The organism is Vibrio sp. MM46, from assembly GCF_027587135.1.
In the GTDB taxonomy this organism is placed as follows: domain Bacteria; phylum Pseudomonadota; class Gammaproteobacteria; order Enterobacterales; family Vibrionaceae; genus Vibrio; species Vibrio harveyi.
The window spans coordinates 1-25689 of record NZ_JAPPTO010000034.1 but is presented as its reverse complement, the minus strand read 5'-3'; the positions used below and the strand labels follow the sequence as shown (position 1 = coordinate 25689).

At 45.7% G+C, this 25689-nt stretch carries 19 protein-coding genes and 1 pseudogene; 8 read left to right on the top strand and 12 right to left on the bottom strand.

Annotated elements, in window-relative coordinates; genetic code table 11:
- Positions 1–131 precede the first annotated feature (131 nt).
- A complete protein-coding gene (locus tag OH459_RS25195) occupies positions 132–2702 on the top strand; it encodes a penicillin-binding protein 1A (RefSeq protein ID WP_269989316.1) in 2571 nt (856 codons plus the stop codon).
- A 66-nt stretch (positions 2703–2768) separates the two neighbouring features.
- Here OH459_RS25195 and oxyR read toward each other — a convergent pair whose 3' ends face one another.
- The gene (gene oxyR / locus OH459_RS25190) at positions 2769–3677 is read right to left on the bottom strand and encodes a DNA-binding transcriptional regulator OxyR (RefSeq protein WP_005451495.1); all 909 of its coding nucleotides are present in this window, start codon (positions 3675–3677) and stop codon (positions 2769–2771) included.
- 174 nt (positions 3678–3851) lie between these two features.
- Between oxyR and OH459_RS25185 the strand changes: the two genes are divergently transcribed.
- From OH459_RS25185 to OH459_RS25175, 3 genes are all read left to right on the top strand, one after another.
- Complete coding sequence (locus OH459_RS25185; protein WP_005451494.1) at positions 3852–4580, top strand: redoxin family protein; 729 nt, start codon at positions 3852–3854, stop codon at positions 4578–4580.
- A 216-nt stretch (positions 4581–4796) separates the two neighbouring features.
- Positions 4797–6269: a dihydrolipoyl dehydrogenase gene (locus tag OH459_RS25180; protein WP_053050708.1), complete on the top strand. Its 1473-nt coding sequence runs from the start codon at positions 4797–4799 to the stop codon at positions 6267–6269.
- A 386-nt stretch (positions 6270–6655) separates the two neighbouring features.
- Entirely contained in the window at positions 6656–6937 is a 282-nt protein-coding gene (locus OH459_RS25175) for a DUF3624 domain-containing protein (protein ID WP_026000384.1), read from the top strand.
- 154 nt (positions 6938–7091) lie between these two features.
- On the opposite strand, the gene argH is transcribed toward OH459_RS25175, so the two are convergent.
- From argH to argC, 4 genes are all read right to left on the bottom strand, one after another.
- Positions 7092–8966 (bottom strand): argininosuccinate lyase, encoded by a 1875-nt coding sequence (argH, locus tag OH459_RS25170; protein WP_005432701.1) that lies wholly within the window; start codon positions 8964–8966, stop codon positions 7092–7094.
- Between the two features lie 250 nt (positions 8967–9216).
- Positions 9217–10431, bottom strand: a complete 1215-nt coding sequence (locus OH459_RS25165; protein WP_005451488.1) for an argininosuccinate synthase — start codon at positions 10429–10431, stop codon at positions 9217–9219.
- A 90-nt stretch (positions 10432–10521) separates the two neighbouring features.
- Complete coding sequence (gene argB, locus OH459_RS25160; RefSeq protein WP_017819673.1) at positions 10522–11313, bottom strand: acetylglutamate kinase; 792 nt, start codon at positions 11311–11313, stop codon at positions 10522–10524.
- Between the two features lie 21 nt (positions 11314–11334).
- Positions 11335–12339, bottom strand: coding sequence for an N-acetyl-gamma-glutamyl-phosphate reductase (argC, locus tag OH459_RS25155; RefSeq protein ID WP_269989312.1), 1005 nt, complete (start codon positions 12337–12339; stop codon positions 11335–11337).
- Between the two features lie 144 nt (positions 12340–12483).
- On the opposite strand from argC, the gene argE reads away from it, so the two are divergent.
- The 3 genes from argE (at position 12484) to OH459_RS25140 (ending at position 17510) form a co-directional block, all read left to right on the top strand.
- Entirely contained in the window at positions 12484–13620 is a 1137-nt protein-coding gene (gene argE, locus OH459_RS25150; RefSeq protein WP_045485658.1) for an acetylornithine deacetylase, read from the top strand.
- A 278-nt stretch (positions 13621–13898) separates the two neighbouring features.
- Positions 13899–16532 carry a phosphoenolpyruvate carboxylase gene (gene ppc / locus OH459_RS25145; RefSeq protein ID WP_269989311.1) on the top strand — a complete coding sequence of 878 codons (2634 nt, stop codon included), beginning with the start codon at positions 13899–13901 and terminating at the stop codon, positions 16530–16532.
- Positions 16533–16970: 438 nt separating this feature from the next.
- On the top strand, positions 16971–17510 hold the full coding sequence (locus tag OH459_RS25140) for a PadR family transcriptional regulator (protein ID WP_005451477.1): 540 nt from the start codon (positions 16971–16973) through the stop codon (positions 17508–17510).
- 70 nt (positions 17511–17580) lie between these two features.
- Here OH459_RS25140 and metF read toward each other — a convergent pair whose 3' ends face one another.
- The 3 genes from metF to OH459_RS25125 all read right to left on the bottom strand — a co-directional run bounded on the left by metF (position 17581) and on the right by OH459_RS25125 (position 22342).
- The gene (gene metF, locus OH459_RS25135; protein WP_005432740.1) at positions 17581–18483 is read right to left on the bottom strand and encodes a methylenetetrahydrofolate reductase; all 903 of its coding nucleotides are present in this window, start codon (positions 18481–18483) and stop codon (positions 17581–17583) included.
- A gap of 272 nt (positions 18484–18755) precedes the next feature.
- Positions 18756–21164 (bottom strand): bifunctional aspartate kinase/homoserine dehydrogenase II, encoded by a 2409-nt coding sequence (locus OH459_RS25130; protein WP_005451476.1) that lies wholly within the window; start codon positions 21162–21164, stop codon positions 18756–18758.
- A gap of 17 nt (positions 21165–21181) precedes the next feature.
- Positions 21182–22342, bottom strand: a complete 1161-nt coding sequence (locus tag OH459_RS25125) for an O-succinylhomoserine (thiol)-lyase (protein ID WP_256893651.1) — start codon at positions 22340–22342, stop codon at positions 21182–21184.
- Positions 22343–22571: 229 nt separating this feature from the next.
- Here OH459_RS25125 and metJ point away from each other — a divergent pair, with 229 nt between their 5' ends.
- Entirely contained in the window at positions 22572–22892 is a 321-nt protein-coding gene (gene metJ / locus OH459_RS25120; protein WP_005432736.1) for a met regulon transcriptional regulator MetJ, read from the top strand.
- Between the two features lie 110 nt (positions 22893–23002).
- On the opposite strand, the gene OH459_RS25115 is transcribed toward metJ, so the two are convergent.
- From OH459_RS25115 to OH459_RS25100, 4 genes and pseudogenes are all read right to left on the bottom strand, one after another.
- The gene (locus tag OH459_RS25115; protein WP_269989302.1) at positions 23003–24280 is read right to left on the bottom strand and encodes a malic enzyme-like NAD(P)-binding protein; all 1278 of its coding nucleotides are present in this window, start codon (positions 24278–24280) and stop codon (positions 23003–23005) included.
- A gap of 209 nt (positions 24281–24489) precedes the next feature.
- On the bottom strand, positions 24490–24966 hold the full coding sequence (bfr, locus tag OH459_RS25110) for a bacterioferritin (protein WP_005395745.1): 477 nt from the start codon (positions 24964–24966) through the stop codon (positions 24490–24492).
- A gap of 74 nt (positions 24967–25040) precedes the next feature.
- The gene (locus OH459_RS25105; RefSeq protein ID WP_005451472.1) at positions 25041–25229 is read right to left on the bottom strand and encodes a (2Fe-2S)-binding protein; all 189 of its coding nucleotides are present in this window, start codon (positions 25227–25229) and stop codon (positions 25041–25043) included.
- A gap of 336 nt (positions 25230–25565) precedes the next feature.
- Positions 25566–25689, bottom strand: a pseudogene (locus OH459_RS25100) (elongation factor Tu); the annotation flags it as partial.

Below are 25689 nucleotides of genomic sequence, written 5' to 3'. Positions count from 1 at the left end.
AGAGAATTTTCTTCGTGCAAAGGTTGTTATTAGCACCCAAATAGGAGTTAATACCTCTTATGTGCTAAATTTTTGACCTAAGAGTACAAGGGTTTGCCGTTACACAGCCTCAACCAATCAGGGATTCTCCGGTGAAGTTCATAAAGCGTTTATTATTTTTAACATTGATTTGCATAATTCTTGGAGTCACCACAATTTTTGGCTTCTATCAGTACGTGAAGCCTGAATTGCCAGATGTTGCAACCCTAAAAGATGTTGAATTACAAACACCTATGCAGGTTTTTAGTCAAGATGGGAAACTGATCGCACAGTTTGGCGAGAAGCGCCGAATTCCTGTTACCTACGACGAAATTCCGCAAGATTTGATTCACGCGCTGATTGCGACCGAAGATAGCCGCTTTTATGAGCACCCTGGTATCGATCCAATCGGTATTACTCGTGCTGCTGTTGTGGTGGCGTTATCTGGTTCTGCAAAACAAGGTGCGAGTACCATCACTCAACAGCTAGCGCGTAACTTCTTCTTATCTAATGAGAAGAAAATCATGCGTAAAGTGAAAGAGATCTTCATTGCGATTCACATTGAGCAGTTGTTGACAAAACAAGAGATCATGGAGCTATACGTTAACAAGATTTTCCTTGGCTACCGCTCTTACGGTTTTGGTGCAGCCGCTCAGGTTTATTTCGGTAAGAGTTTGAATGAACTGACTCTCAGCGAGATTGCTACGTTAGCAGGTATGCCAAAAGCGCCATCAACCATGAACCCACTTTACTCACTAGAGCGAGCGACAAAGCGTCGTAATGTGGTGTTGATGCGTATGCTGGATGAGAAATACATCACTCAAGCGCAATACGATGAAGCACGCGCAGAGCCAATTGTGGCACGCTACCATAGCGCTGAAATCGAACTGTCTGCCCCATACGTCGCAGAACTAGCACGTTCTTGGGCAGTAAAAGAATACGGTGCAGACAAAGCGTATACGTCTGGTTTGAACATTTACATGACGGTAGATTCAAAGCTTCAAGACGCAGCAAACAAAGCATCCATCAACAATATCCTTGCTTACGATGAACGTCACGGCTATCGCGGAGCAGAGAAAGTACTGTGGAAACAAGGCGAACCTGCTTGGGATACAGAGCAGATTGAGAAGCATCTGAAGAAGCAGCCAACATATGGTCAACTTTATCCAGCGGTTGTGACCAAAGTAGACGGTAAAACGGCACAAGTTTGGGTGAAAAACAACGACGAACAAACTCTCGCTTGGACAGGCATGAGCTGGGCTCGTAAGTTCCTGACTGATGAACGCCAAGGCGCAGCACCAAAATCAGCGCAAGAGATCCTAGAAGTCGGCCAGCAAGTTTGGGTTCGCGAAGTCAGCACAACTGACAAAGATGGCAACACCATCAACAATTGGAAGTTGAGCCAAGTGCCAAATGCAAACACCGCGTTTGTCGCAATGAACCCAGAAAATGGTGCGGTACTTTCTCTCGTTGGTGGTTTTAACTTCGTCCATAGCAAATTTAACCGTGCGACCATGTCGGTCCGTCAGGTAGGTTCAAGTATTAAGCCTTTCATCTACTCTGCTGCGATCAATAAAGGTCTAACGCTGGCATCATTAGTTAACGATGCTCCAATCAACAAATGGGATGCAGGTTCTGGTTCGGCATGGCGTCCGAAGAACTCACCACCGACATACATTGGTCCTACTCGTCTACGTATCGGTTTAGCACAATCGAAAAACGTAATGGCGGTGCGCACTTTGCGTGAAGTAGGCTTAGATGCGACTCGCGAATACCTGACTCGCTTTGGTTTTGATATCAATGAAGTGCCGCGTTCAGAGACTATTGCGCTTGGTGCGGGTAGCTTAACGCCGATGAAAGTAGCACAAGGTTACTCGGTCTTTGCCAACGGTGGTTACTATGTTGAACCATTCTACATTGACCACGTTGAAGACTCTTTCGGTGAAGTGCTATTTAAAGCCAATCCAAAAGTTATCTGTCAGCATGATTGCCCTCAAATGGAGCAAGAAGCGCCAGTTGAAGATAAGTTTGCCGCAGAGTTTGGCGAGCAAGATATCGCAATGGATGAGCCAACATCAGACAACGCATTAGAAGACAATACACCACAATATGCGAAGCAAGTTATCTCAGCACAAAACGCATTCTTAATGCGTGAGATGATGTACAGCAACATTTGGGGCGGCGGTAGCTGGCGTGATGGTACCGGTTGGAACGGTACAGGTTGGCGCGCTCAGAAACTCGAACGCCGCGATATTGGCGGTAAAACCGGTACAACCAACGATTCAAAAGATACATGGTATAACGGTTACGGCCCGGGCATTGTCGCTATTGCATGGGTTGGCTTTGACGATCACTCTCGCACTCTAGGTCGAACGACTGTGAACAGCAACCTTGGTAAAGGACAGATTTCTGGTGCGGAATCGGGGGCGAAGACAGCTGAGCCAGCTTGGATTGATTTCATGCGCGTCGCACTTGAAGGTACGCCTCAAAAAGCGAAAAACATCCCAGAAGATATCGTCCGTGTTCGTATTGATCGTGATAGCGGCCTTCTGACTCATAAAGTCGATGGTTCATCCATGTTCGAATATTTTGAGAAAGGAACTGAGCCAACTGAGTACGTCGGTAACAGTTTAGAAGACAGTATCTATTCAGGTGGTGGTAGCGGCTCAGAAGAGTTGTTCTAACAACCACTCATCAGATAAAACAAAAAAGGGAGCCATTGGGCTCCCTTTTCTTATATTAACTTGCGCTTAAGCGGCAATAGAGTCTTCCTGAGCCTCTAGTACCCCTTTAATCGTTGCAGCCAAGGTTTCGAAACGAGCACGCAGTGGAGAGCCCGGACGATAAACTAAAACAATGCTGCGCGAAGGTGTTGGATTAATCGCAGGGACATAACAGACACCATCCTTCTTCTTCTCATGCGGTACAGATAACTGTGGTAATAACGTGATACCTGCGCCCGCCGCAACCATATTACGTAATGTTTCTAGACTAGTGGCTTTAAAGCGCTCGTCATCTTTTGCTCCTGCAGCAAAGCAAAAACCAAGTGCTTGGTCGCGTAGGCAGTGACCATCTCCTAGCGCCAAAACGGTTCGACCATTAAGATCCAACATGTCTATATGGTCTAAACCAGCCCATTCGTGATCGCAAGGTACAGCAACACTCAACGGCTCGTTATAGACTTCAATCTCTTTAAACGGAGCTGTTTCATCAACTGACGCTAGTACAAGACAATCAAGCTTACCTTCTTCCAACTGACGTACCAATTGGTGGGTTTGAGCCTCATGTAAAAACAGTTCTAACTCAGGAAACTCTTCTTTCAGTCGAGGGACTATTTTTGGCAATAGGTAAGGACCAACGGTTGGAATAAAGCCAATGTGCATTGGACCGGTCATCGCACCGCTTTGACCGCTCGCCATATCTTTGAAAGTTTTCACTTCACTTAAGATGCGTTTTGCTTGCTCCACCAATTGCAAACCAGAATCAGTAAACAGCACTCGACGGCTGCTCCTTTCTAGTAAGGCTGTACCAAGTTCGTCTTCCAGTTTTCGAATCTGGCCACTTAAAGTTGGTTGGCTAACAAAACAGGCTTCTGCTGCTTTTCGAAAATGCTTGTGCTCCGCAAGCGCCACCAAGTACTCAAAATCTCGGATATTCATACGTACGATTCGCTTCTTGTTTGGCGATAGAAATAATCTATCAAAACCATAGCATTAAACGATTAGAGCTATCAAAGTTTTTTTTCAATAATGAGCTCAACAAAACGAAACTGAGCGACAAATAACGCTAAGCTCGAAAACGAATTATTTCATAAATTTAAAAAGGAAATCATCATGTTTGCATCAAAAGAAGGTCAAGCTGTACCACAAGTTACTTTTCCTGTTCGTAAAGGTGACGCATGGGTGAACGTAACCACGGATGAACTGTTTAAAGACAGAACGGTTATCGTATTCAGCTTGCCAGGTGCGTTTACTCCAACCTGTTCGTCAAGCCACCTACCTCGTTACAACGAGTTATTCTCAGTATTTAAAGAGCATGGTGTGGATGAGATTCTATGTGTATCAGTAAACGACACGTTTGTAATGAATGCATGGAAAGCTGACCAAGAAGCTGAAAACATCACTTTCATCCCAGATGGTAACGGTGAGTTCACAGATGGCATGGGTATGCTAGTAGACAAAAACGACATCGGCTTCGGCAAGCGTTCATGGCGTTACAGCATGCTAGTGAAAAACGGTGTGGTTGAGAAAATGTTTATTGAACCAAACGAACCAGGCGACCCGTTCAAAGTTTCTGATGCAGACACAATGATGAACTACGTAGCACCTGAGTACAAAACTCAAGAATCGATCACTGTGTTCACTAAACCAGGTTGCCCTTTCTGCATGAAAGCGAAACAAAATCTGATTGACCACGGTCTTCAATATGAAGAAGTGATTTTGGGTAAAGACGCAACAACAGTCAGTCTACGTGCAATTTCGGGTCGTACGACGGTTCCTCAAGTGTTCATCGGTGGTAAACACATCGGTGGTAGCGAAGAACTAGAAGCTTACCTAGGTTAATAATTTGCCTAATGGGCTTGGGTTGGCAATTTAGCTGTCCAGAACTCAGCCCTCAGTCTCCCGGAGCATCCCTCGCCCGGGAGACTACCCCCTCAATCACTTCCTATGCTTAGTCTTGATCACTACTCTTCTTCGGACTATCAAGATTAATGAACTCAAATTCACTCTTCTAAACTTAGTCACCTCAACTCAGTTTGGACAAAACGAGAATCCATTATGAAACAGTTAAATGTTGACGTAGCAATCATTGGTGGTGGTACAGCAGGTCTTGGTGCATACCGCGCAGCAAAAGCACACACAGACAGTGTTGTGATGATCGAAGGTGGTCCTTACGGCACAACATGTGCTCGTGTAGGTTGTATGCCCTCAAAACTTTTGATCGCTGCAGCAGAAAGCGTACATCAAATCGAGAAAGCACCAGGTTTCGGCGTGCACCCACAAGGCGAGATTTACATTAACGGTAGTGAAGTAATGGATCGAGTAAAGCGTGAACGTGACCGCTTTGTTGGCTTTGTGTTGGAAGGCGTCGATGAGATCCCTGCTGAAGATAAAGTTTCAGGCTATGCCAAGTTTATTGATGACAATACGCTAGTCGTTAATGACCACACTCAGATCACTGCAAAACGCATTGTGATCGCAACAGGCTCACGTCCAGCATACCCAGCGGTATGGAATGAGCTCGGCGATCGCCTAGTCATTAACGATGATGTATTCGATTGGGATGACTTGCCAGAATCCGTTGCAGTATTTGGTCCAGGTGTCATTGGTCTTGAATTGGGTCAAGCGCTGCATCGTTTAGGAGTGAATGTGAAGCTATTTGGTCTTGGAGGTCAAGTAGGACCATTGACGGACCCTGAAGTGATGGCGTACGCCGATAAAGCATTCAAAGAAGAGTTTTACCTTGATGCCGATGTAAAAATCGAAAGCATGAAACGTATTGCTTCGCCAAAAAATAACGGTGAAGATAAGGTCGAAATTCAGTTCATCAACCACGATGGTGAACTAGAAACCTTTATTGTCGATTACGTATTGGCAGCAACAGGTCGTCGCCCGAATGTGGATAAGCTCGCGATTGAAAACACCAGTGTTGCATTAGATGAGCGCGGCGTACCAACGGCGGATCACTATACATTGCAAACTTCGGTAGAGAGCATCTTCATCGCAGGTGATGCAAGTAACCAAATTCCACTGCTTCATGAAGCGGCAGACCAAGGTCGTATTGCCGGTGATAACGCTGGCCGCTTTCCTGATATTCGTGCAGGTTTGCGCCGCTCGCCTATTTCTGCTGTATTCTCTGATCCACAAATTGCCATGGTTGGTGAAACCTTTAAGCAATTGGAAGCACGTTTAGGTACCTGCGGCTGTTTCGCAACCGGAGAGGTCTCGTTTGAAAGCCAAGGTCGCTCACGAGTGATGCTACGCAATAAAGGCATATTGCATGTGTACGGAGAACAAGGCACCGGACGCTTCTTGGGCGCAGAAATGATGGGACCAAACGCCGAGCACTTAGCCCACCTGCTCGCTTGGGCACATCAAAATAAAATGACAGTTTCAGCAATGTTGGATATGCCGTTTTACCACCCAGTAATTGAAGAAGGCGTTCGCACCGCACTGCGAGATTTGAATGCAAAACTTCACTTAGGTCCAGAGACAATCAAGCACTGCCTAGACTGTGGTCCTGGTTGCTAATCCTGCCCTCATTTTCCTTAACATCGATAAACAAAAAGCCTCGTCATAGACGAGGCTTTCTTCTTTCAGCTTTATCAATTCAAGAATCAATAGAGCTGTGGTTATGCAGTCATCATTGCATAGCGACTCACCAACACAATGGCTGTTAATCCAATCGTGAAAAAGCTACCCGCTAAACCAAGTGCTACTTTAAGTTCTGTCGACATTATTATTTTTCCTATTGTCAGGCTGACAGCGCACCATACATCAATTACGTGCTACACAATTTTGACCAAGCTAATTTTTCATTTTTGGTTTGATAAGCGAGACTAAGAAACCAAGCAAAAACACTACCAAGCAGGAGTTGAGGTTATAATCAGAAGCAAATAGATAGTTTGGGTAGAACAATGACTTGTCGAAGTTGCCAAGAGCATTGGTTTTGGAAAAAAATCGGGCGTTGCCAGCGATGCATGGATCAACTTACCGTGCTCTCTGTCTTATGTTGGATCGTATGGTGGTTTGCATTTAAAGATGATCCACAAAGCATCGAGTCGATCGCACTGATCTTTGCGGGCTTTGCGTTTAATGGTCTGCTGTTTTTACACCTCTGGATGCGCTTCGTTATTCTGCCGTGGCAGCGCCGCCATAGAAAACAAAATAAAGATGATCATCATCCAGATGACAGATAGAAAAAAGCCCCAAAACCAATACCGGTCTTGGGGCTCTCTTAGATTCTTCTAAGAAAAAGCAGTGGTACTTTAATAGACCGGGCTTCCTCTCAAAGGTTCCAAATTTTTTTCTGATTTTTTTAGTATTTTCTTAAATACTAATAGAATCATTAACCTAGGCTACGTTACTTTTCTGGATCAATTGTTCGAACAAGTTGATCTCCAGTGCAACTTCATCACATGCATGCTGACGTGGGCACTGATCGCAATCTTTCAGTACTTTCTCTGGCAGCAATGACTTCGACGTTGGCAAGAAGCTTTGCTTCATAAAGAACTCTGGCGTACGTGTCAGCACAAAGACTTTCTTAATAGCCATCTGGCGCGCCTTCTCAACCAGATAGTTCACAATCGCACTGCCCTGCCCTTGACCTTGCCAACCCGCTTCAATACCTAAAGAGCGAATCTCTGCTAAGCCTGAGTCATAGACATACAAAGACGCACAACCAGTGACTTCTCCGTGGTGCTCGGCAACCGCGAAAGAACCAATGTCACGTACCAACTCATTACGTGAGCGTGGTAGATTCTCACCCATATTTGCCCAGTACGCCACCATGCCTTCCAGTGTCTCAATATCCGTCAGACGTGCTGGACGTACTTTGACTGCTGAAGTGTCACGTTGAGATAGACGCTTGTCTGCTTGGTCGACAGCATAAGCCACTTGCTGCGGCGACACGCCACCAAGCGCACAACGTTTCTCAAGGCATGAATCGATGGTCAAGATGTCATACACATCCGCCTCAATCACTTCAGAGAAAGATTTCAATTCTTCAATCGACAACTCTTCTAACGCACAGCCTTTGGCAATTGCACCAACCACAGCAACACCGACGATATGGTGCGCTTCACGGAATGGGATGCCTTTCGCCACTAGGTAATCCGCCAGCTCAGTTGAGTTTGCGTAACCTTGCTTCGCCGCTTCTAACGTACGCTCGCCATTAACTTTAATGCCATCGAAACACAATGCTGCCATTTCCATACAGTCATTCCATGTATCAAGCGCATCGAACAGACCTTCTTTGTCTTCTTGCATGTCTTTGTTGTAAGCCAGTGGCAGCGCTTTCACCGTCATCATCATGCCAGCAAGCGCGCCGTATACACGACCTGTCTTACCACGAATAAGCTCTAATGCATCTGGGTTTTTCTTTTGCGGCATCAACGAAGAACCTGAAGTCACGGTATCGGCTAGTTCAATAAAGTTGGACTCACCCGAGTTGTAGAAGATCATGTCTTCTGCCAAGCGAGATAGGTGCAACATTGAAATAGATGCCACAGACATCAGTTCCATCACATGGTCACGGTCAGAAACCGAGTCTAGCGAGTTACGTGTCGCACGGTGGAAACCAAGGTTGTGAGCCAGCTCTTCACGGTCGATAGGGTAAGCGGTCCCCGCAAGCGCACCCGAGCCGAGTGGACACGTATCCAAACGCTTTAGCGCATCGTTCAGACGTGAGTAATCACGCTCAAACATTTCAACATAAGCCAAGCACCAGTGAGCAAACGTCACAGGCTGAGCACGTTGTAAGTGCGTATAACCAGGAAGAACAGTACCTTGATGCTGCTTAGCAACGCCAACCATTTGAGTCTGTAGGCGATCAAGTGCAATCAACAGTTGTTGACCTTGCTGGCGACACCAAAGCTTGAGATCGGTTGCTACTTGGTCGTTACGAGAACGTCCCGTGTGTAGCTTTTTACCTAGGTCACCAACTTTGTTGATCAGTTGCTGCTCGACCCAAGAGTGGATATCTTCAGCGTCTGAACGTAAGATTTGATGTGGGTCTTCCATCACTTCAAGCTTGAGTTCATTTAGTGCTAGCTCAAGCTTTTGTTGTTCATCTGCAGATAACACGTCAACAGACAACAATGCTTTAGACCACGCAATTGAGCCTACGATGTCTTGCTCGGCCAATCGGTAATCGAAACGCAACGAATCGTTGAAGTCTTTAAATCTGGTATCTGCCGCTTGGGTAAATCTTCCGCCCCATAATGCCATTGCGTCTCTCCTGATGACTATTGCTTACGCTAACGTGTTATTCATTAAGTGTTGACCAAATCGGTGGTCATTTGCTCACTTTTTCTTATGCCTCAACGTTACGATAATCGTAGATAAAAATAAAGTAGAAATTCAATATTTTTACATATTTATTCATGGCTATTTTATCTTTATGCCAATAAGGTCAGCAAAAACCAAAAAGACCTGCCAATAGTGGCAGGTCTCTTATCTTATAAGGCGTTAAATTGGCTTATTTTTTCTGGCTGTTCAGCGCACGGATACGGCTTGATAGTGAGTAAAGACGGATAAAGCCTTCAGCATGGCTTTGGTCATAAACTTCATCTTCACCAAAAGTAGCAAACTCTTCAGAGTATAAGCTGTTATCCGAACGTTTTTGCGTTACCGTTGCGTGACCTTTGTAAAGCTTCACAACCACTTCGCCATTCACGTCTTGCGCGAGCTCTTCAGAAGCCGCAAGAATAGACTTGCACAGCGGCGTGAACCAACGACCATCATAAACAAGGTGTGATGCTTTCAGACCAAGCTCCTCGCGGAATTCAAATGACGCTTTATCCAGCACCAGTTGCTCTACCGCACGCAGTGCTTCCATCATGATGGTGCCCCCCGGAGTTTCGTAACAACCACGAGACTTCATTCCCACTAGACGGTTTTCGACAATATCGATACGACCAACACCGTGCTTCGCACCTTTTTCGTTTAGGTAAACCAACGCGTTATATGGTGTCATCGCTTCACCGTCTACCTCAACAACTTCACCTTTCGCTACTTTCAGCGTCACAGTTTCTGCTTCATTCGGTGCTTGCTCTGGGTCTACAGTCCAAGCCCAGCAATCTTCATTTGGCGCGTTCCATGTATCTTCTAGAACGCCACCTTCAGTAGAAATGTGCCATGCGTTCGCATCACGCGAGTAAATCTTAGTAAGAGATGCTGAACAAGGAATGTTACGCTCTGCTAGGTAATCTAAGCACTCTTCACGGCTCACTAGATCCCATTCACGCCAAGGCGCAATAACATGCAGATCTGGTGCTAACGCTGCAAATGCACCTTCAAAACGTACTTGGTCATTACCTTTACCTGTACAACCATGGCACAGAGCGTCTGCGCCCACTTTACGTGCAACTTCAACCTGCGCTTTGGCAATGATTGGACGCGCCATTGATGTACCTAGTAAGTATTTACCTTCGTAGTAAGCACCGGTTTTTAGCGTAGGGTAAATGTAATCCGCTACCATTTCTTCTTTCAGATCAGCGATGTAACATTCAGAAGCACCAGAAGCTTTTGCTTTCGCTTCAATACCTTCTAGCTCCTCTGCACCTTGACCAACATCGGCAACGAAAGCTACTACTTCACAGTCGTAGTTCTCTTTTAGCCACGGGATGATTACTGAAGTATCTAGACCGCCTGAGTATGCGACTACCACTTTATTTACGTTCACTTTGCTCATGTTTTTTCTCCAAACTTAACTGGCGCTGCTCTCGGCGGTCAGTGCCAACCACTTCCTAATGTTCAATTCTTTAACTGGTTTGCTTCTGCTCTATTGCGGCAGAAACTGCGTTCCGATACTTTCACCCGCGAATAGCTGGGTCAGTTTCTCTGGGTAACGCCATGTCGCAACTTCGATAGGACGACCAAGATCATTGGCAGCCTCCAAAGCGGCTTTAACTTTGACGATCATACCGTCGGTGATCACTTGCCCTTTGATCAATGCATCGGCTTCTTGCTCGGATAGCGTTTTGATCAGGTGACCTTTGCCATCGAGTACACCGCTAACATCAGACAGAAGTACTAACTCCGCATCTAACGCACCGGCAACTGCAACAGCGGCTTGGTCAGCATTCACATTCATCATCTGACCTTTTTCAGTCAGACCAATTGAGCTGATGATCGGCAATGCGTCTGCGTTTAGCACCGCTTGTAATAGGGTTGAATCACCCGGTGATGCTTTACCTACTGCGCCTAGCTCTGGGGCCAGCTCTTCAACATGACATAGCCCACCATCAGCGAGACTAAGACCTACAGCGTTTAGACCATCCGCAATCGCTTGACCTTGAAGCAATTTGTTTGCTGTACCCGCAAGCGCACCTGCAATCACAGGAATTTGCTCATAAGGCGTTACGCGAAGACCGTTTTTCTTTACGGTTTCAAGCTGAAGCTTTGCCATCAATTCATCAACTAGGTAGCCACCGCCATGAACGATGGCGATTTGTCGCTGTGCCGACTTTTGGTAAGCCGCAATGGCACCAAACAGTTGGCTTAAGGTTTGAGTGCAAGATAGGGCTGCACCACCGAGCTTAATGACTAAAGGAGCTTGATTGGTTTGCGTCATCGCATTTCCCTCTTTCAACGACTACAGCAACGCTGTCAGTTCTGGGTAACCGTAATGAATATTGAGACATTGCATCGCTTGACTCGATGCACCTTTAAGTAGGTTGTCGATCGCCGAAATCACAATGATGTGTTCGCCTTGTACCTTCCAGCCGATATCACAAAAAGGCGTATTTTCGACATCCTGAATACGTGGAATACCGTCACCTTTAAGGCGAACCGCTGGCTTGCCTTGGTAAGCTTGTTCAAACGCTTGTACCACTTGTGCTTCCGTCACACCTTGTGCCAATTTCATCGTGATAGTGGCAAGAATGCCGCGTTTGAAGTTGCCTAGGTGTGGAGTAAAAATCACATCGCAACCTAAATGCTGAGCAATCTCTGGTTGATGACGATGGTTAAAGACACCGTAAGGTTGCAAGCTCACTTCGCAGAAGCTGTTAACCATGGAAGCTTTACGCCCTGCACCTGATACACCACTGGTTGCGTTAATCACAGGCCATTGGTTGGTATCCAGTAATGCGTGTTCTAATAAAGGTTTGATTGCAAGCTGTGCAGCGGTTGGGTAGCAACCAGCCACTGCAATCAAAGGAGTGGTTTTTATTGATTCTTGGTTCCACTCTGCTAAGCCGTATGCTGCTTTATCTAGCCAGTTGTTATATTGATGTTCGAAGCCATAAAAGGTGTCGTAGAAGCCTTCGCTTTTCACACGAAATGCACCAGATAAATCGAATACCTGACATCCCGCCTCTAAGAAGATAGGAGCTAAGTCATGGCTCACTTCATGTGCCGTTGCCAGAAAGACCACATCAGACACTTGAGCAACTTGCTCAGGGTCAGTCAGTGGTGAAACTGGCATATCAATCACACCCGCTAGCTTGCCGTGCAATTGAGCAATATTCTTTCCTGCATCTACGCTATTGGCGGAAACGTATAAACCTGATAGCGTGAGTTCAGGGTGTTTGTTGACCATTAAAGCCAACTCTGCGCCGGTGTAGCCGCTGGCTCCGATAATCGTGGTTTTTAGCATTACATGACATCCATATACTTAAGGCTCAAAATGACTATTCATATTTAATTTTTGCTTTATTTTGATTTTTTATTCATTAAATATGATTTAATATGTGTTTTACATTTTTGTGCTCTGTCTGTCAATAGGAGAATTGAAGAATCCATGCAATTACCAAGTTTTCTAGAGGTCTATGAAGGACTGATCAGGACCTCTTCGATCAGCTCAACCGATCCAAGTTGGGATCAAGGCAATGCCAAAGTGATCGAGAAGCTAGCTTCTTGGTTTAAAGATCTTGGCTTCAGTGTTGAAGTGATCGAAGTGGAGCCAGGCAAACACAATATGATTGCACGTATGGGGGAAGGTGAAGGCGGTCTACTTCTCGCAGGTCACAGCGACACAGTGCCATTTGATGAAGGACGTTGGAGTTTTGACCCACATAAGCTGACCGAGAAAGACAACCGCTTTTACGGTTTGGGTACTGCTGATATGAAAGGCTTCTTTGCCTTTATTTATGAAGCGGTAAAGAAAATCGACTGGAGTAAGCAAACCAAGCCGCTTTATGTATTGGCGACCTGTGATGAAGAAACCACCATGCTAGGTGCCCGTCATTTCACTGAGAATGCGCCTTTTAAGCCGGATTACTGCATCATTGGCGAACCCACCAGCCTCGTACCAATTCGAGGTCATAAAGGGCATGTGGCAAATGCCATTCGCGTAACAGGCAAGTCCGGTCATTCGTCTGATCCTGCGCTCGGCGTCAACGCAATTGAAATAATGCATGAAGTCATGTTTGCCATGATGCAACTGCGCGACAAATTGGTTAAAGAGTATCACCATCCGGGTTTTGCTATTCCAAGCCCTACCCTAAACCTTGGTCATATCCATGGTGGTGACAGCGCAAACCGTATTTGCGGTTGCTGTGAACTGCATTATGACGTTCGTCCTCTTCCTGGTATTAGCCTTGATGGTTTAGAGAACATGCTGCGCGGAGCATTGAAAGAAGTCGAGGCGAAATGGCCAGGGCGATTAGAAATTATTCCCTTGCACGAGCCAATTCCGGGTTACGAATGTCAACACGATCACCCATTTATTGGTGGTGTTGAAGAGATCTGTCAAACCAGCTCAGAAACCGTCAACTACTGTACTGAAGCGCCATTTCTGCAGCAACTGTGTCCAACCTTAGTTCTAGGTCCCGGTTCAATTGATCAAGCTCATCAACCAGATGAGTTCCTCTCTTTCGACTTTATCGACCCAACCATCGACGTGTTATCACGTGCGATGGTGAAATATTGTTGTTAGTCGCATTCTGTACTTTCCTCACAATGCAGCTCGATTGAGCTGCATTTTGTTATCTTCGCCACTATTCTTCTAGCACGCTATATCCTTCTTTAAGCGGCAATTTTGTAATTAATTTTCACTTCGAGTGGCATAAGCTGACCTAATTTTGCTCTAAATCAGGTCAGCAGCGGAATAATTGCAAACTTACTCTGCTTTATTTGACTAGAACTGGTTATTTTCGCTAGATTGGAGTCTTAACAAGGACAATGGATGTAGTTTTTTTACGAGGCAGGATGACAATGAACGAGAAATACGCCGCACTTAAAAGCAATGTGCGCATGTTGGGCCACCTTCTGGGTAACACGATTCGTGATGCTCATGGCGAAGAAATCTTCGAGAAAGTGGAAACCATTCGTAAATTATCCAAATCGGCTCAAGCTGGAAATAACGCTGACAGAGAAAGCTTAATAGAAGAAATTAAAAGCTTACCAGATGAGCAATTGACGCCAGTGACCCGCGCGTTCAACCAATTTCTAAACCTGACCAATATTGCTGAGCAATACCACACCATTTCACGCCATTGTGAAGAGCATATCTGCGAACCTGACGCAATTAATTCGCTGTTCTCAAAACTAGTGCAAAATGATGTGAGTAAGCTAGACACGGCACAAGCGGTTCGCGATCTGAACATTGAGTTAGTTCTGACTGCGCACCCAACCGAAATCACTCGTCGCACTATGATCAACAAGCTTGTAAAGATCAACGAGTGTCTATCTAAGCTAGAGCTGAGCGACCTCTCTTTCAAAGAGCGTAAGAAAACTGAACGCCGTCTTGAGCAGCTTATCGTTCAAAGCTGGCACTCTGACGTTATTCGTCAACAGCGCCCGACACCGCTTGATGAAGCCAAATGGGGCTTTGCTGTAGTAGAAAACTCACTATGGGAAGCCGTACCTGACTTCTTACGTGAAATGAACGACCGTCTAAAATCATACCTTGGCGAAGGTCTACCGATTGATGCTCGCCCTGTGCACTTCTCATCTTGGATGGGTGGTGACCGCGACGGTAACCCATTTGTAACTCACAGCGTAACTCGTGAAGTACTGCTTCTGTCTCGCTGGAAAGCGGCAGACCTATACCTCAACGACATCAACGAACTGATCAGCGAACTGTCAATGACAGTGTGTAACGACAAAGTTCGAGAGCTTGCGGGTGAAGATCAACACGAACCATACCGTGCGATCCTTAAACAGCTACGTTCGCTACTGAACGAAACAAAAGACATTCTCGACGCAAAAGTTCACGGTCAGAAACTGGCAGTCAAAGCGCCGCTACAAAAAGTAGAGCAGCTTTGGGAACCACTTTACGCGTGTTACCAATCACTAAACGAATGTGGCATGGGCGTGATTGCTAACGGCTCACTGCTGGATACTCTACGCCGTGTTAAAGCATTCGGTATCCACCTAGTTCGTCTCGATATCCGTCAAGAAAGTACGCGTCATGCCGACGTTCTATCTGAACTGACTCGTTACCTAGGTATTGGAGACTACGAACAGTGGAGCGAGCAAGATAAGGTAGCTTTCCTAACTAACGAACTCGCATCTAAGCGCCCTCTTCTGCCTCGTGACTGGGAACCATCGGAACCAGTTAAAGAGGTTTTGGATACCTGTAAGATTGTTGCAGCACAACCTCGCGAAGCATTCGGTGCTTACGTTATCTCAATGGCGCGTACCGCTTCTGACGTACTTGCCGTACACCTACTACTTCAAGAAGCAGGTTGCCCTTACCGCATTGACGTGTGTCCTCTGTTCGAAACCCTAGACGATTTGAACAACGCGGAAGCGGTAATCAAACAGCTAATGGGTATCGACCTATACCGCGGCTTTATCCAAAACCACCAAATGGTGATGATCGGCTACTCTGACTCTGCAAAAGACGCAGGCGTAATGTCAGCAGGTTGGGCGCAATACCATGCGATGGACTCACTGGTTAAGGTTGCAGAAGAAGAAGGTGTAGAACTCACACTATTCCACGGTCGTGGCGGTACAATTGGTCGTGGTGGTGCGCCAGCACATGCTGCACTACTATCTCAGCCACCTAAGAGTCTGAAAGGCGGCCTGCGCGTAACAGAGCAAGGTGAGATGATCCGCTTTAAGTTGGGTCTACCTGATGTTGCAGTTAATAGCTTCAACCTGTACGCGAGTGCAATCCTTGAAGCAAACCTACTGCCGCCACCAGAGCCTAAGCAAGAGTGGCGTGACCTAATGGACGTCTTGTCAGAAGTAAGCTGCGAAGCATACCGTAGTGTCGTTCGTGGCGAGCCAGATTTCGTGCCTTACTTCCGCCAAGCAACACCGGAGCTTGAGCTAGGTAAACTGCCACTTGGTTCACGACCAGCGAAACGTAATCCAAACGGTGGCGTAGAAAGCTTGCGTGCGATTCCATGGATCTTCTCTTGGAGCCAAAACCGCTTGGTTCTGCCAGCATGGTTAGGCGCAGGTGAGGCTATTCAGTACTCTGTAGACAAAGGTCATCAGGCGCTACTGGAAGAGATGTGTCGTGAATGGCCGTTCTTCTCTACTCGTCTAGGCATGCTTGAGATGGTGTACACCAAGTGCAACATGGAAATCTCTCGCTACTATGATCAACGCCTAGTGGAGAATCAACTTCTACCATTAGGTGATCGACTACGTGAGCAACTCCAGCGTGATATCAAGTCGGTACTAAACGTAGAGAACAACGAGAACCTAATGCAAAGCGACCCTTGGGGTCTAGAATCTATTCGCCTACGTAACATCTACGTTGAGCCATTGAACATGCTTCAAGCCGAGTTGCTATACCGAACTCGTCAAACTGAAGAAGCTTCTGCCAATTTAGAAGAAGCATTGATGGTGACGATTGCAGGTATTGCGGCAGGCATGCGTAATACAGGTTAATCTGATTACATAAAGTTGACTAAAAGGCTGAGCGAAATCTCAGCCTTTATTATTATTTACTAATCACTTCCACTATTCGAACAATACCAGCCTAGATTATTAATCCAAATAGAAAACAAAAAGTCTCTACACAACAAGATATTTCACTACCAAAAAACACTATTGAGTATTTTATTAGTTTTTTTGGGTAATTTTGTCCTACTATTCCACTTCATGCTTATTATTTATATACTACTTGCCTGCTGGAAGCTCACAAGTCCAATCAAATAGGCTCCAGCTCGGTGGAAACACCATCACTCTAGGTGATAAACGGCTTTAAGGTGACAGGACCAACATTGTTGGTGCTATCTACACATAAAAAACTCAAGCGTCATTAAGAACGCAAATGAAAGTGTAGCTAGCTTGTTTACAAGTTTATTGACCATTTGGATTGAAGACATGTCATTACCACACGTAATTCTAACTGTACTTAGCACTCGCGACGCTACCGGTTACGACATCACTAAAGAATTCTCAGCTAGCATCGGTTACTTCTGGAAAGCAAGCCATCAACAAGTTTATCGTGAACTTAACAAGATGGCTGAGAAAGAGCTGGTTACTTGCGTACTAGAACCTCAAGAAGGCAAGCCAGATCGTAAGGTTTACTCAATCACTGACGCAGGTCGTAGCGCATTGGGCGAGTGGTTCGATCAACCAACTGCACACCCAACTGTACGTGACGAATTCTCTGCTAAGCTAATGGCTTGTGCCGTGCAGCCAGCAGCACCGTACCGTGACCAGCTTTCTGAACTTGTAGAAGAGTCTCGTAAGCTCGTTTCTCACTACAAAGAAATCGAAGCAGCGTACTACGCAACGCCATCAACACTAGACAAGCAAGCACGTCTTGAGCGTCTAACACTTCGTCGTAACCTAATGCTACGTGAAGCTTGGATTAACTGGGCAGAAGAAGTACTAACAGAACTTGAAGTGATCGGCTAATTCGTCACTTTAAATGAAACGAAAAAGGCTTGCCGATGGGCAAGCCTTTTGTTTATCTGGGGAAGGGGCATTAAGCCCCTACTGCAACTTGTGGACGCACACCTAGAGTGTGGCAAAGTGCATAAGTCATCTCTGCACGGTTCAATGTGTAGAAGTGAAAATCTTTCACACCTTCACGGCTTAATACACGAACCATATCAATTGCTTGGCTTGCACCAACCAGCTGACGCGTCACGGGATCATCATCCAAACCTTCAAACTGCTTGCTCATCCAACCTGGTACTTTCACATTATTCTGCGCCGCAAAGCGAGATGCTTGTTTGAAGTTCGATACTGGCAAGATACCCGGCACAATTTCGACATCAATACCAGCCGCTACACAACGGTCACGGAAGCGCAGGTAAGACTCCACATCAAAGAAGAACTGAGTAATCGCGCGGTTTGCACCTGCGTCAACTTTACGCTTTAGATTCAGCAGATCCGATTGAGCACTTTTCGCTTCAGGGTGAACTTCTGGGAATGCCGCTACTGAGATATCGAAATCGTGACGCGCTTTAAGCAGTTCTACCAAATCCGATGCGTACATATCTGGCGCACCACCACCCGGTGGAATATCACCACGTAGCGCTACGATGTTTTTGATACCGTTATTCCAGTAATCGTCAGCAATGTCGATCAATTCATCACGAGTTGCGTCGATACACGTTAGGTGAGGTGCAGCCACAAGACCTGTTGCCGCTTTGATTTCTTTAATGATCGAATGGGTTCTGTCACGCTCGCCTGAGTTTGCGCCGTATGTGACAGAAACGAATTTTGGTTGAAGAGTTTTAAGACGATGCACTGAGTTCCACAGTGTTTCTTCCATCTTCTCACTGCTTGGTGGAAAAAACTCAAATGAGACGTTGATGTTGTCTGATAGTTCAGCGATATTCTGGTTTAAGGCATCGATGTGCCCTGCATGCGTGTATCCCATCTTACTCTCCCTGTGGCAACTCCACCACGAAATCAAAATTCCTCAAATCGACGTTTAGACGTCTATATGTCTACAGAATGTATTGAATGCGATTTAATGTCAACCTTGTGATTATGAATTTTTCTCAAGTTCATAATGAGGATAGTTCAAGTTCCTTTATGACCAATCCCTAGCCGAACTTCCCAATTCAGTATGGCATTATCTAAATAATAAAAAACCCCGGAGATAGTCCGAGGTTTTGTTGTCGTTCGCAAAAATTGTTTCGGTGAAATTTAAAACAAACCAGCTAGGCGATTAAGGTCAGATTGAATCGCACCAGCCGTGACTTCACGACCAGCACCTGGACCTCGAATAACCAATGGATTGTCTTTGTACCACTTACTCTCAATAGCAAAGATATTGTCACACGGTAGTAAGTTTGCCAGTGCATGTTCACGTGATAATGCTTCAACACCCACCGTTGCTTTGCCATTACGCTCTAAACGCGCGACATAACGCAACACTTGGTCATTTTTCTGAGCCTTGGTTAGACGCTCTTGTAGAATCTCACTTAGAATATCACCTTGGTCAAAGAATGCGTCTAGGCTCAGTTCTCGCAACTCTTCTGGTACAAGTGATTCCACTTTCACACTCTCTGGTTCAATACTCAAACCAGATTCACGAGCCAAGATAACCAACTTACGCATCACGTCAGAGCCATCTAAATCAGAGCGAGGGTCAGGCTCTGTCAAACCTTGTTGCCATGCCAAATCGACCAGTTCAGCAAACGGCACTGAGCCATCAAACTGCTGGAATAACCAAGATAGCGTACCGGAGAAAATACCCGATAGTGCGACGACATCATCACCGCTTTCACGCAAGTCTCGAACAGTATGGTTGATCGGTAACCCTGCACCAACCGTAGCGTTATAAAGCCAATGACGACCAATTTTAGCAAAGGCGTCTTGTACTTGGTGGTAATATTGACTGTCCGCCGAGCCTGCCACTTTGTTCGCTGAAATCAAGTGAATACCTTGCTGCGCAATTTCCACATAACGTGTCGCCAACTCTTTACTCGCCGTGACATCAAGTACGACTGCTTCATCGAAGTTTTGTATCGCGCCGAGCTTCGTCAACCAGTTGCCATCATTCTCGATGCTTTCATCATCAAAGCGCTGAGCAACTGTTGCTGCATCAATCCCGTTTTCATCAAACCAATACGTTTGACTATCAACAACCGCTACTAAATCAAAGCTCATACCATGGCGTTTTTCGAGCTCTTCTTTTTGCTCAGCAAACAGCGATAACCAACTTGAGCCAATGTTACCTTTACCACACAACGCAACCGCTACACGCTTTTGCGCTTGAAACAACTGACTATGAATGCGTTGTACCAACTCTTCGACTTCTGCACGGCGTAGTACTGCTACCAAGCTCAAACCTGATTCCGTCTCTGAAATAAACTCAACAGGCGCATGCTTAAGTTGTTGATAGAAGCCAAAACAGTGATTTGCATTTTTCGTCACTCCGGCACCAACAGCCGCTAAAAGTGAGTAACCCTCTTTAAGCTTGATTTCTGCTTCAACGGCTAACTCTTGTAGATAAGTTAATGCACCGCCAGCAATCTCTGCGGTATACGCCAAACGCAAAGTTTGCTGATCTTGTTGTGCTTCAAATGCTAATGGTTCCAATTGAGCACGCTTTAAAGCTTGCAGAACTTCTTTCTGCGCTCGCTCAAAATCATGACCATGGATAAAAGACAGTTGAACCAACAACACTTCATCAAGAGACGTAATGATTTTAGCACCGCGACCTGAAGCCAATACGCGCTCAATACGCGTTGAGCCTGATTCAGGTTGATAGCTGCATTTGAGGCTCAAATCCATCGTGCTTTGAGCAACTGGCTGTAGCGTGCGACTGTGCAACACTGGCGCAGCCAAACGCGCAAGTTCACTCGCCTCATCTAAACGCAGCAACGGCAACAAGCAAGCATCCGACACTAAACGTGGGTCTGCACTGTAAACGCCAGCAACATCACTCCAGATGGTCACTGTGTTTACCTCAGCCAATGCACCAATCACCGTTGCTGAATAGTCTGAGCCGTTACGCCCCAACAGTACTGTTTCACCCACTTCATTTTGCGCCATAAAGCCTGTAATGATGACACGCTTGTGGCTATGTTGAGTTAACGCCTCTTTGATGAGTGCATAAGAGCGAGCTCGGTCGACTTCTGGCTGCGTTCCAGCTTCTGCGCGTAAAAAGGCACGAGAATCTTGCGCTACCGCTGGAAGATCCTGTTGTGATAACAGTGCAGCCAGTAAGCGTGACGACCATACTTCACCATGCCCAAGCACTGCTGCTTTTTGCGCTTCTGTAAGTGGCGCAGTTAACTCAGCTAAGGTACTGAATTCATCTTGAAGAGAAGCAAGCACTTGCGTTTGCGCTTCTCCTTCTAATAAAGCTTCAACTAACTCCGTCTGGAACAGTCGCAAGTTTTGTAGCGCTTCGTGTGCGATGCGACCGTCTTTATCTAGCCCTTCTAAAAACTCGATCAAGCGGTTAGTGGTTTTCCCTGCAGCCGATACCACCACCAAATCATTTTCTGCTGAATACTCTTTAAGAATACCCACCACACGTTGGTAACATTCTGGGTTCGCTAAGCTGCTACCACCAAATTTATGCAGCTGACGTTGTACAGTCATGACCTTACATCTCCCAATTACTGTGTAGCTTTCGCAAATGCTTGCTCAAGATCAGCAATCAGATCTTGGGCATCTTCTAAGCCAACAGATAAGCGCAGTAACTGTTGAGAAACACCAGCTTCAGCCAGAGCTTCTTCACCCATCGCACGATGCGTCATTGACGCAGGGTGACAAATCAAGCTTTCTACACCACCTAGCGACTCAGCAAGAGAGAAGAGTTCAAGTTCTTTAACAAACACTTTTAGCTGCTCAAATGAGCCAGCAAACTCAAAGCTCAGCATAGAACCAAAACCCGATTGTTGCTTCTTCGCGATGTCATGGCCTGGATGCTCTGGCAAACTTGGATGATAAATCTTCGCTACCAAAGATTGCGTTTGCAAATACGCCAACACTTGCTGAGAGCTTTCTTCATGAACTCGCATTCGCGCACCCAGCGTACGAATTCCTCGAAGCGTCATGTAACTGTCGAATGGCGTACCCGTTGCACCAATGCAGTTACCCCACCATGCTAACTCTTCAGCATGCTCTTCGCTCTTAGTGATCACCACACCACCAATCACGTCAGAGTGACCATTAATGTATTTCGTTGTTGAGTGGATAACAAAATCCGCACCAAGCTCCAAAGGCTTTTGGTACACAGGTGTCAAAAAGGTATTGTCCACTGCAACCAAAGCGCCAACTTGTTTTGCCTTCTCACACACAGCCGCAATATCAACAACACGTACGAGTGGGTTTGACGGAGTTTCTAACAAGATAAGCTTTGGCTTTTTCGCAATCGCCGCATCCAACGCTTGCTGATCTGACTGGTCAACAAACTGCACTTTAAAGTCGCCTTTGTTGGCGCGAGTATTGAACAGACGATACGTACCGCCGTAGCAATCATGCGGTGCAACAATTAAGTCATCAGATCCAAGAAACGCCGATACCCAAAGGTTTAGTGCCGATGTGCCGCAGTTAGTGACAACCGCTCCTTTACCTGACTCAAGTTCGTACAATGCTTTTTCTAACAAGCCTCGGTTTGGGTTACCAGAACGTGTGTAATCGTATTGTGGAACTTCACCAAACGCGGGGAAGCCGTAGTTAGTAGAAAGGTAGATTGGTGGTACAACAGCGTGATATTGACTGTCTGACTCGATACCAGTGCGTACAGCAATGGTCGCAGGCTTACGGGTGCTCATGGGTGTATCCTTTCACGGGTGGTGACATCTAAATGGGAATGCGCTATATCTAGCTTGTATTGCTCAATTGATTAACACTCTTCCCTAACTATTAACCTCACTTTACTTGTCTAAAAATAAGACGTCAACACTTCTAGACGTCTATATGTCTTTGCTTATGGCGGTAAATGCAGCTAAAATCAGCACCTATATTTATTTTTCTAACTTATTACATTAATGAAGGTGCGCAATGGCTGACTGGAATGGCGAATACATTAGCCCGTATGCTGAGCACGGTAAAAAAAGCGAACAAGTAAAAAAGATTACCGTCTCTATCCCGCTAAAAGTTTTAAAAGTGCTGACTGATGAGCGAACTCGCCGCCAGATCAATAACTTACGCCATGCGACTAACAGTGAGCTACTATGTGAAGCATTCCTACATGCTTACACAGGGCAACCACTGCCAACTGATGAAGACCTTCGTAAAGACCGCCCAGATGATATTCCTACAGAAGCAAAAGCGCTGATGACGGCAATGGGCATCGAATTCGAAGCGTTTGACGAAGAATAATTGCTTACAAATTCGTCAACACGATGAGGCTGCACCGGGGACAGTTTCAGACCAAACTAAAAAGGGACGCCATCGCGTCCCTTTTCTTTGCTGTCAGAAATGACTTTGGCTTACTCCGCCATGTAGTTTTCTGGCATCTCAATACGCGCTACACCTGAATCAACCGCAGCTTGAGCGACCGCTTTTGCTACGCGTGGTAGTAGACGTGGATCCATTGGTTTTGGAATGATGTAATCAGAGCCAAACTCTAGCTTGTCTACGCCAGCTGCCTTCAATACAGCTTCTGGTACTGGCTCTTTTGCCAATTCACGAATCGCTTCGACTGCCGCAAGCTTCATTTCATCATTAATTTCACTCGCACGAACATCCAATGCACCACGGAAGATGAATGGGAAACACAGAACGTTGTTTACTTGGTTCGGGTAGTCGCTACGACCAGTGCCCATGATCAAGTCATCACGCACTTCATGAGCCAATTCTGGTTTGATTTCTGGATCTGGGTTTGAACATGCGAACACAACAGGCTTATCTGCCATCAGCTTCAATGCTTCTGCAGGTAGTAAATTTGGACCTGATACACCCAAGAACAGATCCGCACCTTCAATCACGTCTTCCAGCGTACGCTTATCTGTGTTGTTTGCGAATAACTGTTTGTATTCGTTTAGGTCGTCACGACGTGTATGGATCACCCCTTTACGATCCAGCATGTAGATCTTCTCACGCATTGCGCCACATTTGATCAACAGCTCCATACATGCCACTGCCGCAGCACCAGCACCAAGACAAACGATGGTTGATTCTTCTAGCTTCTTACCTTGCAGCTCAATTGCGTTCAGCATACCCGCAGCCGTTACGATTGCAGTGCCGTGTTGGTCATCGTGGAATACAGGTACATCACAGCGTTCGATAAGGCGCTTTTCAATCTCAAAACAATCAGGCGCTTTGATATCTTCTAGGTTAATACCACCGAAAGTATCTGCAATGTTTGCTACTGTGTCGACAAATTCGTCGATCGTGCGGTGTTTCACTTCGATATCAATTGAATCTAGACCAGCAAAGCGTTTGAACAACAGCGCTTTACCTTCCATTACTGGTTTAGAAGCTAGCGGACCAAGGTTACCAAGACCAAGAATAGCCGTGCCGTTAGAGATAACCGCAACCATGTTGCCTTTCGCCGTGTACTTGTACACGTTGTCGGCATTTTGTGCGATTTCGCGTACAGGCTCTGCAACACCAGGGCTGTATGCCAGAGCAAGATCGTTAGCAGTTTCAGCTGGCTTAGTCAGCTCTACTGCGATTTTGCCTGGGGTTGGGTACGCATGGTAGTCCAGTGCTTGTTGGCGGCGTTCTTCTTCTGGGGTGACTTCTTGGCGATTGTCTTCAGACATGGATCGTTTCTCTTTTGTTATTTTTTCGGTAAGGGGGAATAAATTCTAAAGGATAGAAGTCAATCTTCATAGGCAAGATTGCGAGCGATATCCTTAAAAAAGGTAATAATGTAAGAGATTAGACCAGATATCTATGATTGGCACCTGATAGACAGATCAGGTGCACTTTTAATCACTTTCTTTCAGCGAGAAAACAGCGAAATATAATCTCACTCTTCATCAACGTATTGCGCTTGTAGGTAGTTTTCGATACCAGACATTTCGATCAAGCCCAGTTGCGTTTCAAGCCAATCGACGTGCTCTTCTTCGTCTTCAAGAATATCTTGGAAGAGGTCGCGTGATACATAATCACGGATATCCTCCGCATAAGCGATCGCATCTTTTAGATCTGGGATTGCTGCCATTTCGAGCTTCAAATCGCACTCAAGCATTTCTTTGGTATCTTCCCCGATCATCAATTTACCGAGATCTTGCAAATTAGGTAAGCCTTCTAGAAACAGGATACGTTCGATTAGATGATCAGCGTGCTTCATTTCATCGATCGACTCGTGGTACTCCTTGTCGGCGAGGTGTTTTAAGCCCCAGTCCTTGTACATACGAGCATGCAGAAAATATTGATTGATAGCGATGAGCTCGTTGCCGAGCACTTTATTGAGATGTTGGATTATGATTGGATCGCCTTTCATGACAAAGCCCTCCTCTTTGGCTTCATTTAAATGTAGAAGCAAATGAGAAGGTGTCAAAAAGGCTTAGCTAATAATTAGCTAGCTTGTTTCAGTGTTAGGTATTCTGTTTCCGCTAAAATCTCTTTGGCTTGTTTAATGCACTTACCACATTGGCTGCCCAAAGCAGTACATCGTTTAATTCCTTTTATGTCTGTTACGCCTTCATCTATCGCCAACTTCCTAATTTTCTTGTCAGAGACACCATGGCAAAGACAAACGTACATATTCAAAACCTTTAAATTTCACTTTGGAATGAAATATAAACAAGAATCGTTCTTGTTACCAGTTGTATTAAGGTAAATTACAGAACGTTTTGTTATAACGGTCTGGACCGCTTTGGCATTTTTCAGTGACTTAGCGGATAGCTAAAAAGAAGAGAGAATCGAGCAGAGCTAAGATCATGTTTTTAAAAAACAAAAAGCATGACTAAGAGTGATGGGCTTATAACCATATTGAAAAGAGGAATTGTAGATATAAAAAAGGGAAGCCTCAGCTTCCCTTTTTCTAGCGCTTTCTTCAAAAAGAAGAAGAGTGCAAGATTACGATTAATTCAGTAAGAATTAGTCGAAGATCTTAGCAACAACACCAGCACCTACAGTACGGCCACCTTCACGGATAGCGAAACGTAGACCTTCGTCCATAGCGATTGGAGCGATTAGCTCAACTTGCATTTGGATGTTGTCG

Bases quoted from the DNA above. Each gene is read 5' to 3' on its own strand.
- oxyR (WP_005451495.1), bottom strand. From the start codon at position 3,677: ATGAATATCCGAGATTTTGAGTACTTGGTGGCGCTTGCGGAGCACAAG.
- OH459_RS25185 (WP_005451494.1), top strand. From the start codon at position 3,852: ATGTTTGCATCAAAAGAAGGTCAAGCTGTACCACAAGTTACTTTTCCT.
- OH459_RS25180 (WP_053050708.1), top strand. From the start codon at position 4,797: ATGAAACAGTTAAATGTTGACGTAGCAATCATTGGTGGTGGTACAGCA.
- OH459_RS25175 (WP_026000384.1), top strand. From the start codon at position 6,656: ATGACTTGTCGAAGTTGCCAAGAGCATTGGTTTTGGAAAAAAATCGGG.
- argH (WP_005432701.1), bottom strand. From the start codon at position 8,966: ATGGCATTATGGGGCGGAAGATTTACCCAAGCGGCAGATACCAGATTT.
- OH459_RS25165 (WP_005451488.1), bottom strand. From the start codon at position 10,431: ATGAGCAAAGTGAACGTAAATAAAGTGGTAGTCGCATACTCAGGCGGT.
- argB (WP_017819673.1), bottom strand. From the start codon at position 11,313: ATGACGCAAACCAATCAAGCTCCTTTAGTCATTAAGCTCGGTGGTGCA.
- argC (WP_269989312.1), bottom strand. From the start codon at position 12,339: ATGCTAAAAACCACGATTATCGGAGCCAGCGGCTACACCGGCGCAGAG.
- argE (WP_045485658.1), top strand. From the start codon at position 12,484: ATGCAATTACCAAGTTTTCTAGAGGTCTATGAAGGACTGATCAGGACC.
- ppc (WP_269989311.1), top strand. From the start codon at position 13,899: ATGAACGAGAAATACGCCGCACTTAAAAGCAATGTGCGCATGTTGGGC.
- OH459_RS25140 (WP_005451477.1), top strand. From the start codon at position 16,971: ATGTCATTACCACACGTAATTCTAACTGTACTTAGCACTCGCGACGCT.
- metF (WP_005432740.1), bottom strand. From the start codon at position 18,483: ATGGGATACACGCATGCAGGGCACATCGATGCCTTAAACCAGAATATC.
- OH459_RS25130 (WP_005451476.1), bottom strand. From the start codon at position 21,164: ATGACTGTACAACGTCAGCTGCATAAATTTGGTGGTAGCAGCTTAGCG.
- OH459_RS25125 (WP_256893651.1), bottom strand. From the start codon at position 22,342: ATGAGCACCCGTAAGCCTGCGACCATTGCTGTACGCACTGGTATCGAG.
- metJ (WP_005432736.1), top strand. From the start codon at position 22,572: ATGGCTGACTGGAATGGCGAATACATTAGCCCGTATGCTGAGCACGGT.
- OH459_RS25115 (WP_269989302.1), bottom strand. From the start codon at position 24,280: ATGTCTGAAGACAATCGCCAAGAAGTCACCCCAGAAGAAGAACGCCGC.
- bfr (WP_005395745.1), bottom strand. From the start codon at position 24,966: ATGAAAGGCGATCCAATCATAATCCAACATCTCAATAAAGTGCTCGGC.
- OH459_RS25105 (WP_005451472.1), bottom strand. From the start codon at position 25,229: ATGTACGTTTGTCTTTGCCATGGTGTCTCTGACAAGAAAATTAGGAAG.